An 11,870-nucleotide genomic window follows, 5' to 3' on the forward strand; every position below is an offset into this window, starting at 1 on the left:
CCGTCCAGTCTACGGGCGGACCCTCCGTTTGCGCTGCACGACGACGCCCGCGACGACGGCCGCCGCCGCGATCGCGCAACTCGTCGTCACCTCGAGGAGCCGCGCGGGTCCGCCGAAGAACATCGACACCAGCAGCGCGACGAGCGCGACGACGACCACGAGCGTGAGCCACGGGTGTCCCCACATGCGGATCCCGCCGGCGCGGTCGCTGCTCTCCGACGCCCAGACCTGGTCGAACCGTCGACTGCGCAGTTGAGCGACGGCGATCACGATCCACACGAAGATCGCGATCGCGCCGGTGGAGTTGACGAGGAACGTGAAGACCTCGTCCGGTGCGAGGTAGTTCAACAGGACGCACACGAGCCCGACGACGGCCGAGCACAGGATCGCGACCGCCGGCGTGCCGCGTCGCGTCGTCGCGCGGACCGCTCGCGGGGCCTCCCCGCGGCCGCCGAGTGAGAACAGCATGCGCGACGCCGTGTACAGCGAGGCGTTGAGCGTCGACAGCAGGGCCGTGAAGACGATGATGTCCATCGCCACCCCGGCACCGGGGATCCCGGCGGCGTGCAGCATGGTGACGAAGGGACTGATCCCCGGCGTGATCTCCGTCCACGGCACCACGATGAGGACGACCAGGATCGAACCGATGTAGAACAGCAGGATCCGCCAGACGACCGAGTTCACCGCTCGCCGGACGGCACCCTTCGGGTCCACCGATTCTCCTGCCGCGATCGTGGCGACCTCGGCACCGAACATCGAGAAGATGATCGGCAGCAGCGCCGCCAGGACGCCGCCGATACCGAACGGCAGGAAGCCCCCGTCGGTCGGAGCGAGGTTGGCGACGGTCGCCGTCTCGGTCGGGACGACGCCGACGATGATGAGCGATCCGAGCGCGATGAACAGGACCACGGCCGCGATCTTGATCGACGAGAACCAGAACTCGAACTCACCGAACGACTTCACCGAGACGAGGTTGGCGGCGAGGAACGCGACGGTGATCGCGAGCGCCGGGATCCACTGCGGGAGACCGGGCACCCACTGGCTGACGATCTGCGCTGCGGCCGTCGCCTCGATGCCGACGACCACGACCCAGAACCACCAGTAGAGCCATCCGATCGCGAGACCGGCCCAGGGGCCGATGAAGCGCGAGGCGTAGGCGGAGAACGACCCGGTCTCGGGCGATGCGGAGGCCATCTCCCCCAGCATGCGCATGACGAGCACCACGACCACGCCGGCCAGGGCGTACGCGAGGATCACGCCGGGCCCTGCGGCGAGGATCGCCGTGCTCGACGCCACGAGGAGCCCGGCGCCGATCATGCCGCCGAGGGCGATCAGCGCCAGATGACGAGGCTGGAGTGTATGCGCCAAAGCCGTCGGCGCCACGGCCAGACGTTCCTCGGCCAGGAAGACGGCCTCGGTGGCAGGTTCCCCGCCAGGTGATGGGTTGGCGGTCATGCAAGCCCTCGATTCCGGATCGAGCCACCTAGGAGGTAGCGATATCTGAAATGTCAGGTTATGGCATGCCCACGGCTTGCACCAGCCCGTGAGTGGTCGGCGGCGCTACCAGTCGATCGCGCGCGTGACCCCGATGAGGCATCGCCCGGTGTCGAGCTGCGACACCACCGACGAGTGATACCCCGTCGCCGGCCCGTTCTGCCCGAGGATGCACTGCCCTTGCCACCGGATGGCGAACTGGATCGAGTCGGCCGGCTCGCCGATGCTCGTCGTGTCCGAGGAGACCTCCATCTCCGCCTTCGGGAAGCCGGCGGCGACGAGACCGTCGATGATCGCCTGGCCGCCAGCGGCGGGGTTCGCGGCGAGCGTGGCGGCGTTCACGGCGTCGAAGAACGGCAGGTTGTCGGTGGCGGTGCCCTCGGGGAGCAGCACGGGCGCCGCCGGAGCCGTCTCAGTGGCGGTCGGCGTCTGGCTCGGCGTGGCCGTCGGCTCGGGAGCGGGCTGGGAGCAGCCGGTCACGGCGATGCCGAGCAGGCCGAGCACCACGCCGACCCGGACGCCGGCGATCGACGTGCGGCGACGGATCGAGGTGACGGCTGAGACGGGGCGGTCGCGGAGGCTCTTCTGCACGTCGAGCAGTCTACGCGGCGCGTCAGAACGGCGTGTCCTGCGGCGGTGCCGACGCCCACTCCCCGGTTCCGGTTCCGGAACCGGAACCGGTCGACTCGGATGCGGCGGGCGCCGGAGACACCCCCGCTCCGACCGGCGACTCACCGGACCCCTTCGGTTGCCAGCCGATGTCGGGCCCGATGTGATCGGCTTCGATGTCGACCGACGTCCCTCGTCGCTCACCCTGCTCCCAGTCGCGGATCCGCAACCGGCCGAGCACGATCACGCGTTGTCCTTTGACGAGCGAGGTGGCGGAGGCGGTCGCCAATCCACGGAAGGCGCTCACCGTGTACCAGTTCGTCTCCTGCGCCACCCAGGAACCCTGCTTCTGGTCGTACCGACGTTGCTGCGACGCCAGGCGGAAACTGGTGATGTCCAGCCCGGACGTCGTGCGATGGTGCTTGGGGTCTGTCGCGACGTGTCCGCAGACGGTGATCTGGTCGTTCATGGGTTCCTCTCCTGTCGGTCCGACGATCCTGGCGGTGGATCGCGGAAGCGTCCGGGGCGGGTCCGTGCCGATCGCCACCCCGGACGCACTGCCAGCCTCACCGATCCCGTGGGCCCCGTGTCGAGCCGGGCGACCCTCGTCGATGTCCACAACCGCGCACCTCGCTGTGGAGGACCCTCGCTCCGCTCTGACCAGGGCCGATGTCGGTGGCCCCGCATACGCTGACGAGTACCAGCCGGCAGTCCCAGTCCGGCATCGCCCCACCAGCGCACGAGGAGTCCAATGCCCAACGCCCTGAGCATCCGTCCCGGCTACTGGCGCGTGACAACCCCCGACGGCCGCGTGCTCGGCAACATCGAGGCCGTCGGAGCGGACGGCGTTCCTGAATACCGGGCCAACCGGTTCCGACCGGCGGTCCTCGAGTACGCCCCGCTGGGCAGCTTCAGCGATCTCGCGGTCGCCATCGACGCCTTCCGCAACTGAGCGGCTACCCTCCCGCCGTTCCCGTCGACCCCGGTGCGTCGCCCGTGTTCACGCCCGAACGAGGGGTAGTCTGCGGCCCATGCAGTGGTGGAATGACTTCGTAGAGTGGGTGACCTCAGCTGAGGTCCGCCCCATGCTGTTCGCTGCGGCCCTCTTCATCGTGGCCGTCGTGGTGTCCTCTCTCGTCGCCGCCGGCGCAAGCCGTCGTGCGCTGCGAGCCATCGTGGACCAGCGCGATCGAGAGCAGAAGAACGTCGCGATCCTGGCGCTGGTCGACGCCGCCACCGAGGCCAGCGTCTGGAACTCGCTCACCCCGCAGGAGCAGGTGCTCAGCGATCGGGCCGTCGCCCAGGCCGACACCCTCGTGCGGCTCAGCCCGATCAAGGGTGCGGCCGTCGCCGCGGACTGGGCGAACCACCAGCTCCACGAGATGAAGCGCAACTCCGCGACGTTCGGGTACGAGTTGGACCCGGTGGTCGAGGACTTCCGCGACCGCCTCGTCGAGTGGTCGAAGAAGCCGGCACGGGCCCGAAAGGACTTCGACGGGGACCTCCGTCGCTGGCGCGCCGAGTCCACAGGATCGGAACAGGCGCTCGTCGCGGAGCAGGAGTCGTGGGTCGCCAAGCAGCACCACGAGCAGTACGCCGCTGTGAAGCCCGCGTCCACCGCCCCGGCTGCACGGCCCGGCGACATCACTCGCTCCACGGGCGGCACGATCAACACCAGCACGACGCAGCGCATCATCGACGACGTCGCGGTCCTGGAAGCCGAACGCAAGCAGTCCAGCGTCAGCTGACCACCGCGACTGACAGACGGCGGCCCGATCATCCGATCGGGCCGCCGTCTTCGTGTCAGGGGTGCGTGGTCAGCACCACCAGGTGTCGAACTTGCTGACCGGGACCTGCCGCTTGTGCTCCGTCGCCGCGTACCGGGCCTCGATCGCTTCGGCGGCCACCGGATCGATCTCGCTCCCCTCGAGGAAGTCGTCGATCTGCTGGTAGCTGAGCCCGAGGTTCTCCTCATCGGTCTGGCCGGGGGTGCCGTCGAGGAGATCGGCGGTCGGGGCCTTCAGGTAGAGGCGTTCCGGAGCGTCGAGCGACTCGAGGAGCGCACGCCCCTGACGCTTCGTCAGGCCACTGAGCGGGAGCACGTCGGCCCCGCCGTCGCCGAACTTCGTGAAGAAGCCGGTGACCGCCTCGGCCGCGTGGTCCGTCCCGACCACCAGGAGCCCCTGCTGACCGGCGATCGCGTACTGCGCGACCATCCGTGCGCGCGCCTTCGCGTTGCCCTTGACGAAGTCGCTGAGGGGTTCGCCGGTCGCATCCGCGTACTCGGCTTCAAACCCGTCGACCGCACGTTGGATGTTGAACACGACGGAGTCGTCCGGGCGGATGAACGACAGCGCCAACTGGGCGTCGTCCTCGTCGTGCTGCACGGCGTATGGCAGACGGACGGCGACGAACCGGGCCTCTCCGCCCTCGGCTCGGACCTCTTCCGCCGCGAGCTGGCACAGGCGCCCGGCGAGCGACGAGTCCTGTCCACCGCTGATCCCGAGCACGAACCCCTTCGAGTGCGTCGTCCGCAGGTACGACTTCAGGAAGTCGATCCGGGAACGGACCTCGACCGCCGGGTCGATCGTGGGGCTGACATGGAGTTCCGCAATGATGCGGGCCTGGATCTCGCGCATGTCCCCAGGCTACTCGCTCACCGGAGGCGCACCCGGAACTCCGAGGCACTTGCAACACACCGGAAACACGGCTCGGTGGACGAGACGGGTCTCAGGCCCAGCCGAGCTCGTGCAGCCGCTCGTCGTCGATGCCGTAGAAGTGCGCGATCTCGTGGACCAGGGTGGTGTGGATCTCGTCGGCGAGCTCGTCGAGCGTCTCGCACGCCGCCAGATGCGGCTCGCGGTAGACGATGATCCGGTCGGGCATCTCACCGAATCCGTAGCGGTCGCGCTCCGTCAGGGCGACGCCGTCGTACAGCCCGAGCGTGTCGAGCGTGCCGTTCTCAGGGCGGTCCTCGACGACGAAGACGAGGTTGTCGAGACCGTCGACCATCTCGTCGGGCAAGCGGTCGAGTTCGTCCACCACGAGGGCTTCGAACGCCTCGGTGTCCAGCTCCAACATGCCCGCTCCCCGGATACGACAGAAGCCGGAGGGATCCTCCGGCTTCTGTACGACATGGGGTGAGTAACGGGGCTTGAACCCGCGACCTCCTGGACCACAACCAGGCGCTCTGCCAACTGAGCTATACCCACCATGCGACCTGCTCCGCGGAGACCGCGTCACAAGCGACTGGACGAGTCTATTACATGTTTGGGGCGTACCGTGACACGACCGCTTCCGAAACCTGCTTCGCGTCGTCGGAGGACGGGCCGGGGAGGTCGACGAACAACGCTCCGCGGTAGTAGGCGAGCTCACGGATCGACTCGAGGATGTCCGCCAGCGCGCGGTGTCCGCCGTGCTTCGACGGGGCGTTGAAGTAGACCCGCGGATACCACCGACGGGCCAGTTCCTTGATGGAGGAGACGTCGACGTTGCGGTAGTGCAGGTGGGCGTCGAGCCGCGGCATGTACCGCGCGAGGAATCCTCGGTCGGTCCCGATGGTGTTCCCGGCCAGCGGCGCCTTCGACTCGTCGGGGACGAAGCGCTGGATGTACTCGATGACCTGGAACTCGGCGTCCGCGACGCTCACGCCGCTCGGGATCTCCTCGAGCAGCCCCGACGTGCGGTGCATGTTCGTCACGAACTCACCCATGTTGTCGAGTGCCGACTGATCGGGCTTGATCACGACGGAGTAACCCGGGTCGAGGATGTTCAGTTCGAAGTCGGTGATCACGACGGCGATCTCGACGAGTTCGTCGACCTCCAGCTCGAGTCCGGTCATCTCGCAGTCGATCCAGACCAGACGGTCCCCAGCTGTGCTCATGGGTCGAGTCTACTCAGCACGACCGACGCCGCCGGTTCCGTAGACTCGAGCGGTGATCATCGCCATCTCCGCCCTGCTACTCGTCAACGGTGTCTACAACGTCGTCGTCTGGCCCCGCTTCCTCAAGCGGATCGTCGCCGACCCGCGTGCCCGCGACGATCAGGGACGTGCGACGACGTTCCTGCGCGTCCACGTCATCCTCATCAGCATCGCCCTCGTCCTCGCAGCCCTGTCGCTCGTCTTCGGAGTCCTCGGCCTCCTCGGCGTCGGCGCCTGAGACACCGCTGCGGTATCCTGGACGACGCCCGCCTCCGTAGCTCAGGGGATAGAGCAGGAGCCTTCTAATCTCTTGGTCGCAGGTTCGAATCCTGCCGGGGGCACCTCACCCTTCGACAAGCTCAGGGACCGGAACCCGAGACCTCACCCTTCGACAAGCTCAGGGACCGGAACCCCAGTCCTGACCCTTCGACAAGCTCAGGGACCGGAACCCGAGACCTGACCCTTCGACAAGCTCAGGGACCGGGAACCCGAACCTTGGGTCTCAGGGACGGAGCCAGGGGCTCCAGCGTTCGGCGTGGTCGCGCCGGAGGGCGCCGAGGACGAGCGCGGAGACCTGGGCTGCCGCACCCGTCGCCTCGATGCGGAGACCCGCATCGAGGTCGGGCCGCTCCCGCTCGATGAAGGCGTCCTCCTGGAGGGTCCACTCGGCGAGCCAGTCGACGCCGTCACCGCGCCCGATGAGGCGGTCGGTGCGCTGGACCACCGGCGCGTCGAGCCACAGCACCGTGTCGGCGAGTATTCGCGACGCCCGCGACGACGACCCGCAACCCTCGACGATGAGTGGACGGTCACTCGGCACGAGGTGCGCCTCCGCACGGGCGGACCGTTCCCAGTCCCAGCGCCGCCACTCCCCCGCGCGCCGCTCGGAGAACGGTGTGAGGATCCACTCGACGAGGAGTCGAGCACCCTCGTCGAGCCCCTCCCACCCCGGATACAGGTCGTCCATGTGGACGACCGTGCTGGCCGTCAATGCGGACGCCACCGAGGAGGCGAGCGTCGTCTTCCCCGTGCCCGACCGTCCGTCGATGAGCAGGACCGGCGGAACCGCGCTCACTGGCCCACGACCCGGAACGTGCCGGCGAGGACCGCCGTGGACAGCGCGAAAGCCATGATCACGATCGTCACCAGGACGGCGACGAGGTCAGCCCGGCCCAGGCGGGACGGTCTGGCCCAGGTGCGTTCGTTCGGTGCCCCGAACCCCCGCGCCTCCATCGCCGTCGCGAGCTTGCTCCCGCGGCGGATGGCGAACACCAGCAGCACGAACGCCATGGACGCGAACCGCCGGACCACTCCCCGGTCCCCCAGCCCACGGGCACGACGGGCGAGCGCGAGACTGCGCCAGTCGTCGATGAAGAGTCCGAGCATCCGCGCGCCAGCAAGGATCCCGAGCACGAACCGCGACGGCAGCTTCGTGATCTGGGACAAGCCGTCGGCCAGATCGGTCGGATCCACCCGCGCGAAGAGCAGGATCGTCGGGAGACCGAGCGCCAACACGCGGATCGTCACGGCGACCGCCAGCTCGATCGAGTTGTCCGTCACCCTGACGAACCCGAGCGACAGGTACTCCGTCCCTCCCGGCTTCGCGTACAACAGCATGCTGATCCCGCCGATGGGCGCGAAGACGAGCACCGGCAGTGCCCGCTTCAGCAGCGCGGTGAACCGCAGGCCGGAGAGCGGGAACAGCATCACTTCGAGCAGCACCGCCGTGCTCGCACTCACCCAGTCGATCGTCAGCAGCAACGGGACGGACAGGATGAGGACGGCCAGCACCTTCGTCACCGGATTCACGCGGTCGAGTGGCGGTCGATGGTGCAACACCGTCGAGCGGTCCGCTGCCGTGAGGCTCGTCATGCGGCCCGCCTCCCGAGTTCCAGCGGTTCGAGGAGGATGCGATGGTCGCCCAGATGTTCGACGACCCCCGCGTCATGCGTGACGGAGACGATCGTCGCGCCGCGCTCGAGCTCGTGCTGCAGCAGGCGGACGAGTGACAACCACGTGCGTCGATCCTGCCCGAACGTCGGTTCGTCGAGGACCATGACCGCCGGCCGGGCGGCGAGGACGGTGGCCACCGACAACCGGCGCTTCTGACCGCCCGAGAGGCTGAACGGGTTCGCCTCGGCAAGACGACCGAGACCGAGCGCCTCGAGGATCTCGGAGACCCGCTCGTCGATGGCGGTCCGGGACCAGCGGAGGGCCTGCAGGCCGACACCGAGCTCGTTCCGCACGGTCGATGACACGAACTGGTGCTCGGGATCCTGAAAGACCGTCCCGATGCGTGTGAGCAACTCGGTGGACTTCCAGCGGATCGGCCGGGATCCCAGCCTGCCGGCGAGCTGCGGTGCGGCGGTCACCGTCCCCGTGATCTCCGGCAGCAGTCCCGCCAGCGTGAGCGCGAGCGTGGACTTCCCCGCGCCGTTGGGGCCGACGATGACGGTCGCCGCGCCCTCGGGCACCGCGAGCCCCAGGCGCTCCTGCACCGGCTGCTTCCGCGTTCGACCGATCGCCAGGTCGTCGGTCGTGATGACCGCCGCTGATGGGCCGGACACCGGACGAGGGGCCAACCCCAGCGGGATGCCCGGCACCCAGACACCCGCATCGGCCAGGCGCTGCCCGACGTCGTCGAGGACGAGGTCGGGTGGCCCGTCGGCGAGGACACCGCCGTCGGCGTCGAGCACGACGACCCTGGTCATCAGCTCGCGCCAGACGTCGACGCGGTGTTCGATGACGACCAGGGTGGACGAACCGTCATCGACCAGCCGAGCGACGGCGTCCCGCACCTCGGCCACCCCGGCCGGGTCGAGGTTCGCGGTCGGTTCGTCGAGCAGGAGGAGCGAGGGGTGCATGGCGAGTACGCCGGCGAGGGCCAGCCGCTGTTTCTGACCCCCGGACAGCGCCGAGGTCGAGTGGTCCAGCGGCAGGTCCAGTCCGACGGCCTCCAGCGAGGCGTCGACGCGGCGCCAGATCTCCTCGCGCTCGACGCCGAGGTTCTCGCAGCCGAAGGCGACGTCGTCGCCGACCTTGGACAGGATCACCTGCGAATCGGGATCCTGCAGCACGAGCCCGATACGACCCCTCGCTCGTTCAGGCGGAACGCCGTCCACGAGGAGCGAGCCGTGGGACTCCCCCTCGTCCGCACCGCCGAGGACGCCGGCCAGTGCGTGGATCAGCGTCGACTTGCCGGCACCGGACGCCCCCAGGAGGAGGACCCGCTCGCCCGGTTCGATCACGAGGTCGAGGTCGCGCACCGCCCAGGCCTTCCGACCGGCATGACGCCACCCCCAGTCCCGCGCGACGACGCGCGCCGGACCGGTCCCAGCCGCTCCCGGCACGATCAGACCTCGCGCCGAGCGTCCCGCCCCGACGCGAACCGACTGAGCGCTCCGGTCGACGCGAGTGCCCTGACGAGTGCCCAGCCGACGACACCGGCGAGGATCGCGCCCGAGACGAGCAGCGAACCGAGGTAGATCGCGTTGAACTCGACACCCTTCTCGAGGTTGCCCGACATCACGAGCTCGAGGAGCCACGCGCCGGCCCCGGCGCCGGCGCCGGCGAGGATCGCCGGAACGAGGCCGAAGCGCTTGTACGCGAGCGCCGCGAACACCAGCTCAGCACCGAGGCCCTGAGCGAGGCCGGAGTACACCGTCGTGACGCCCCATGCGTTGCCGATGAGGGCGGAGACGATCGCACCGATGGTCTCGACGAGGAGTGCTGCGCCGGGCTTCCGGATGATGAGTCCGCCGAGCACCCCGCCGAGGAGCCAGATCCCGACGGCGATCCCGCCGAAACCGGGCGTGACGGCGCTGGCACCCGCGTACCAGAGTGATCCAAGCGTGTTCCACGCCCAGAAGATGAGGCCGGTCGCGACGCCGAGCACGGCGACCACGACGATGTCGACGACCCTCCAGCGCAAGGTCCGCGACGCAGCGCGTTCAGAGGGTGAGATCTTGGTCGATGCTGACACGATACGTGCCCTTCCTGTAGACGGAAAAGAGCACGGGATAGCGAGAAATGGTCTCCCTGCGCTGGCATGATCCAGATCAGGTTCGACGGTCGAAGGCGAATACCTTCCTCTCAGCCCGGTTCACCGGACTCCCGTGGTGGCACGAGTCTAACCCCTGCCGTGCGCACTCGCACGACAGGGGTTCGACGGGGAGGGCTACTTCTTGAGGGCCTTGATGAGGCCGGCCAGAGCCTTGCCGCTCACCCAGATGAACGGGATCGCGACGGCGATGAGCGAGATGAGGTTCGGGTCGAAACGGAGACCCTCGTCGGTCTTGATGTAGGCACCGACCGGGATCGAGACGCCACCGCCGCCACCGCCGCTCGGGGCGTCGTCGCCGTCGCCCTCGGAGCCGCCGCCGAAGCCGTAGTACGTCAGCGCGACGGGCACGAGCTTCGTGCCGTCGACGTCCTGCTGCTCCCCGTAGGCTGCGGACACGCCGAGCCCCTTCGCCTGTTCTGCCAGCTTCTCCACGAGATTCGTCATACCGCGAGGCTACCGCTCGGTATCCACCGGTCCAAGGGGTTGATCCGTGCTCCCAGCACCCTGCGAGTCTCCGCGACTGCCGAGTCCGCGACGCCTCGGCTTGCCGAGGAGGGAGGCGGGAGCGATCGCGAGATCGCCGAACCGGCTCGCGACCCGGTCGATCGTCTGCTCGGCTTCACGCCACTCCTCGTCCGGGTCCCAGAGCCCGGCACCGGCCTCATCGGCGGGGACGAACTGGTCGACCTTCACCCCGACGAGGCGCACGAGACGCCCACCGCGATCGAGGTCGTCGAACAACGACGCCGCCTCGTCGTAGACCCGACGCCCGACGTTCGTGGCCTCGCCGATGGTGCGCGACCGCGTGATGACGCTGAAGTCCGCATAGCGGACACGGATGCTGATCGTCCGGCCGGCGTAGCCGCCCTTCCGGAGCCGGATCGCGACGAGACCGGCGAGGTTCAGCAGCTCGCGCTTGAGGATGGTCGGGTCGGAGACGTCCGTCGGGAAGGTCACCTCGTGGCTGACGCTCTTCTCGCGTCGTGCCAGCTCGATGCCGCGCGGATCGATCCCGTTCGCGAGCTCGAGGAGTCGGCGACCGGAGGCCTCACCGACCGCGCGCTGGAGCATCGACAGCGGGGTGGAGGCGAGCTGACCGATGGTCCGGATGCCCCGGTTCGTCAGCTGCTCCTCCGTCCGACCACCGACCCCCCACAGCGCGCCGACCGGCAACGGGTGGAGGAACGCCAGGGTCTCGTCGGCGGGCACGACCAGCAGGCCGTCGGGCTTCGACAGGCCGGAGGCGAGCTTCGCGACGTACTTCGTCGATGCCAAGCCGACCGAGCACGGCAGACCGGTCGCGTCGAGGACCCGTTGCTTCACGAGCGCCGCGATCGTCCGTGGGCTCCCGAGCAACCGGACCGCGCCGGACACGTCGAGGAAGGCCTCATCGATGCTCAGCGGCTCGACGAGCGGCGTGACCGACTCGAAGACCTCCATCACCCGGTCGGAGTACTCGCGGTACCTGCCGTGGTGGGGTGGCAACACGACGGCGCTCGGACAGAGGCGCATCGCCTGGGACACCGGCATCGCCGCTCGCACGCCGTACCGGCGAGCCTCGTAACTGGCGGAGGTGACGACCGACCGCCCCTCCTTGTTTCCCACGATGATCGGCAGACCGCGCAGCTCGGGCCGTTCCAAGAGCTCGACCGAGACGAAGAACGCGTCCATGTCGACGTGGAGGATGGGGGTACCGCTGTCGTCGGCATCGTGCGCCGAGACGCGACGCGACGCTCCATCCTGCCGACTCATGCCTCCATTGTCTCAGTCGCCTCCGACACG

15 protein-coding genes, 2 tRNA genes and 1 riboswitch are annotated in these 11,870 nt (G+C 68.8%); of the genes, 4 read left to right on the forward strand and 13 right to left on the reverse strand.

Annotation, left to right across the window (positions count from 1 at the left end; all coding sequences use genetic code 11):
- Positions 1-9: 9 nt before the first annotated feature.
- From ACQG07_RS01090 to ACQG07_RS01100, 3 genes are all read right to left on the reverse strand, one after another.
- Positions 10-1,455, reverse strand: coding sequence for an amino acid permease (locus ACQG07_RS01090; protein ID WP_426736925.1), 1,446 nt, complete (start codon positions 1,453-1,455; stop codon positions 10-12).
- Between the two features lie 105 nt (positions 1,456-1,560).
- Entirely contained in the window at positions 1,561-2,085 is a 525-nt protein-coding gene (locus tag ACQG07_RS01095; protein WP_241160868.1) for a DUF6993 domain-containing protein, read from the reverse strand.
- Between the two features lie 22 nt (positions 2,086-2,107).
- Positions 2,108-2,572, reverse strand: a complete 465-nt coding sequence (locus tag ACQG07_RS01100) for a single-stranded DNA-binding protein (RefSeq protein ID WP_159878434.1) — start codon at positions 2,570-2,572, stop codon at positions 2,108-2,110.
- A gap of 282 nt (positions 2,573-2,854) precedes the next feature.
- On the opposite strand from ACQG07_RS01100, the gene ACQG07_RS01105 reads away from it, so the two are divergent.
- Complete coding sequence (locus tag ACQG07_RS01105; RefSeq protein ID WP_124769165.1) at positions 2,855-3,055, forward strand: hypothetical protein; 201 nt, start codon at positions 2,855-2,857, stop codon at positions 3,053-3,055.
- A 133-nt stretch (positions 3,056-3,188) separates the two neighbouring features.
- Positions 3,189-3,851 carry a hypothetical protein gene (locus ACQG07_RS01110; protein WP_426736926.1) on the forward strand — a complete coding sequence of 221 codons (663 nt, stop codon included), beginning with the start codon at positions 3,189-3,191 and terminating at the stop codon, positions 3,849-3,851.
- Between the two features lie 69 nt (positions 3,852-3,920).
- Here the strand turns inward: ACQG07_RS01110 and nadE are convergent, their stop codons facing one another.
- From nadE to orn, 4 genes are all read right to left on the reverse strand, one after another.
- Positions 3,921-4,742: an ammonia-dependent NAD(+) synthetase gene (gene nadE, locus ACQG07_RS01115; RefSeq protein ID WP_426736927.1), complete on the reverse strand. Its 822-nt coding sequence runs from the start codon at positions 4,740-4,742 to the stop codon at positions 3,921-3,923.
- A gap of 91 nt (positions 4,743-4,833) precedes the next feature.
- The gene (locus tag ACQG07_RS01120; protein ID WP_079705689.1) at positions 4,834-5,184 is read right to left on the reverse strand and encodes a metallopeptidase family protein; all 351 of its coding nucleotides are present in this window, start codon (positions 5,182-5,184) and stop codon (positions 4,834-4,836) included.
- Positions 5,185-5,239: 55 nt separating this feature from the next.
- Positions 5,240-5,315 (reverse strand) — tRNA-His (locus ACQG07_RS01125).
- Between the two features lie 50 nt (positions 5,316-5,365).
- A complete protein-coding gene (orn, locus tag ACQG07_RS01130; protein ID WP_426736928.1) occupies positions 5,366-5,986 on the reverse strand; it encodes an oligoribonuclease in 621 nt (206 codons plus the stop codon).
- 52 nt (positions 5,987-6,038) lie between these two features.
- Here orn and ACQG07_RS01135 point away from each other — a divergent pair, with 52 nt between their 5' ends.
- Both ACQG07_RS01135 and ACQG07_RS01140 read left to right on the forward strand, forming a co-directional pair.
- Positions 6,039-6,263, forward strand: a complete 225-nt coding sequence (locus ACQG07_RS01135; protein ID WP_229938567.1) for an SCO4848 family membrane protein — start codon at positions 6,039-6,041, stop codon at positions 6,261-6,263.
- A 30-nt stretch (positions 6,264-6,293) separates the two neighbouring features.
- Positions 6,294-6,366: transfer RNA gene (locus tag ACQG07_RS01140), tRNA-Arg, on the forward strand.
- Positions 6,367-6,527: 161 nt separating this feature from the next.
- Here the strand turns inward: ACQG07_RS01140 and ACQG07_RS01145 are convergent.
- From ACQG07_RS01145 to dinB, 6 genes are all read right to left on the reverse strand, one after another.
- Positions 6,528-7,100 (reverse strand): hypothetical protein, encoded by a 573-nt coding sequence (locus ACQG07_RS01145; protein WP_426736929.1) that lies wholly within the window; start codon positions 7,098-7,100, stop codon positions 6,528-6,530.
- Entirely contained in the window at positions 7,097-7,897 is an 801-nt protein-coding gene (locus ACQG07_RS01150; protein WP_124769159.1) for an energy-coupling factor transporter transmembrane component T family protein, read from the reverse strand. Before ACQG07_RS01150 ends, ACQG07_RS01145 begins: the two co-directional genes overlap by 4 nt.
- Positions 7,894-9,291, reverse strand: a complete 1,398-nt coding sequence (locus tag ACQG07_RS01155; RefSeq protein WP_274499776.1) for an ABC transporter ATP-binding protein — start codon at positions 9,289-9,291, stop codon at positions 7,894-7,896. The genes ACQG07_RS01150 and ACQG07_RS01155 overlap by 4 nt, the downstream gene beginning before the upstream one ends.
- Positions 9,292-9,377: 86 nt before the next feature.
- Positions 9,378-10,007, reverse strand: coding sequence for an ECF transporter S component (locus tag ACQG07_RS01160; protein WP_086473536.1), 630 nt, complete (start codon positions 10,005-10,007; stop codon positions 9,378-9,380).
- Positions 10,008-10,043: 36 nt separating this feature from the next.
- Positions 10,044-10,152, reverse strand: a riboswitch (TPP riboswitch).
- 50 nt (positions 10,153-10,202) lie between these two features.
- Positions 10,203-10,532 carry a hypothetical protein gene (locus ACQG07_RS01165; protein WP_079705686.1) on the reverse strand — a complete coding sequence of 110 codons (330 nt, stop codon included), beginning with the start codon at positions 10,530-10,532 and terminating at the stop codon, positions 10,203-10,205.
- Positions 10,533-10,541: 9 nt separating this feature from the next.
- Positions 10,542-11,840, reverse strand: coding sequence for a DNA polymerase IV (dinB, locus tag ACQG07_RS01170; protein WP_426736930.1), 1,299 nt, complete (start codon positions 11,838-11,840; stop codon positions 10,542-10,544).
- Between the last annotated feature and the right edge of the window lie 30 nt (positions 11,841-11,870).

This window comes from Plantibacter sp. 2H11-2, from assembly GCF_050031945.1.
GTDB classification, from domain to species: Bacteria; Actinomycetota; Actinomycetes; order Actinomycetales; family Microbacteriaceae; genus Plantibacter; species Plantibacter auratus.

Coding starts and splice junctions, on each gene's coding strand:
- dinB (WP_426736930.1), bottom strand. CDS start 11,840: ATGAGTCGGCAGGATGGAGCGTCGCGTCGCGTCTCGGCGCACGATGCC.
- ACQG07_RS01105 (WP_124769165.1), top strand. CDS start 2,855: ATGCCCAACGCCCTGAGCATCCGTCCCGGCTACTGGCGCGTGACAACC.
- ACQG07_RS01120 (WP_079705689.1), bottom strand. CDS start 5,184: ATGTTGGAGCTGGACACCGAGGCGTTCGAAGCCCTCGTGGTGGACGAA.
- orn (WP_426736928.1), bottom strand. CDS start 5,986: ATGAGCACAGCTGGGGACCGTCTGGTCTGGATCGACTGCGAGATGACC.
- ACQG07_RS01110 (WP_426736926.1), top strand. CDS start 3,189: ATGCTGTTCGCTGCGGCCCTCTTCATCGTGGCCGTCGTGGTGTCCTCT.
- nadE (WP_426736927.1), bottom strand. CDS start 4,742: ATGCGCGAGATCCAGGCCCGCATCATTGCGGAACTCCATGTCAGCCCC.
- ACQG07_RS01165 (WP_079705686.1), bottom strand. CDS start 10,532: ATGACGAATCTCGTGGAGAAGCTGGCAGAACAGGCGAAGGGGCTCGGC.
- ACQG07_RS01100 (WP_159878434.1), bottom strand. CDS start 2,572: ATGAACGACCAGATCACCGTCTGCGGACACGTCGCGACAGACCCCAAG.
- ACQG07_RS01150 (WP_124769159.1), bottom strand. CDS start 7,897: ATGACGAGCCTCACGGCAGCGGACCGCTCGACGGTGTTGCACCATCGA.
- ACQG07_RS01090 (WP_426736925.1), bottom strand. CDS start 1,455: ATGACCGCCAACCCATCACCTGGCGGGGAACCTGCCACCGAGGCCGTC.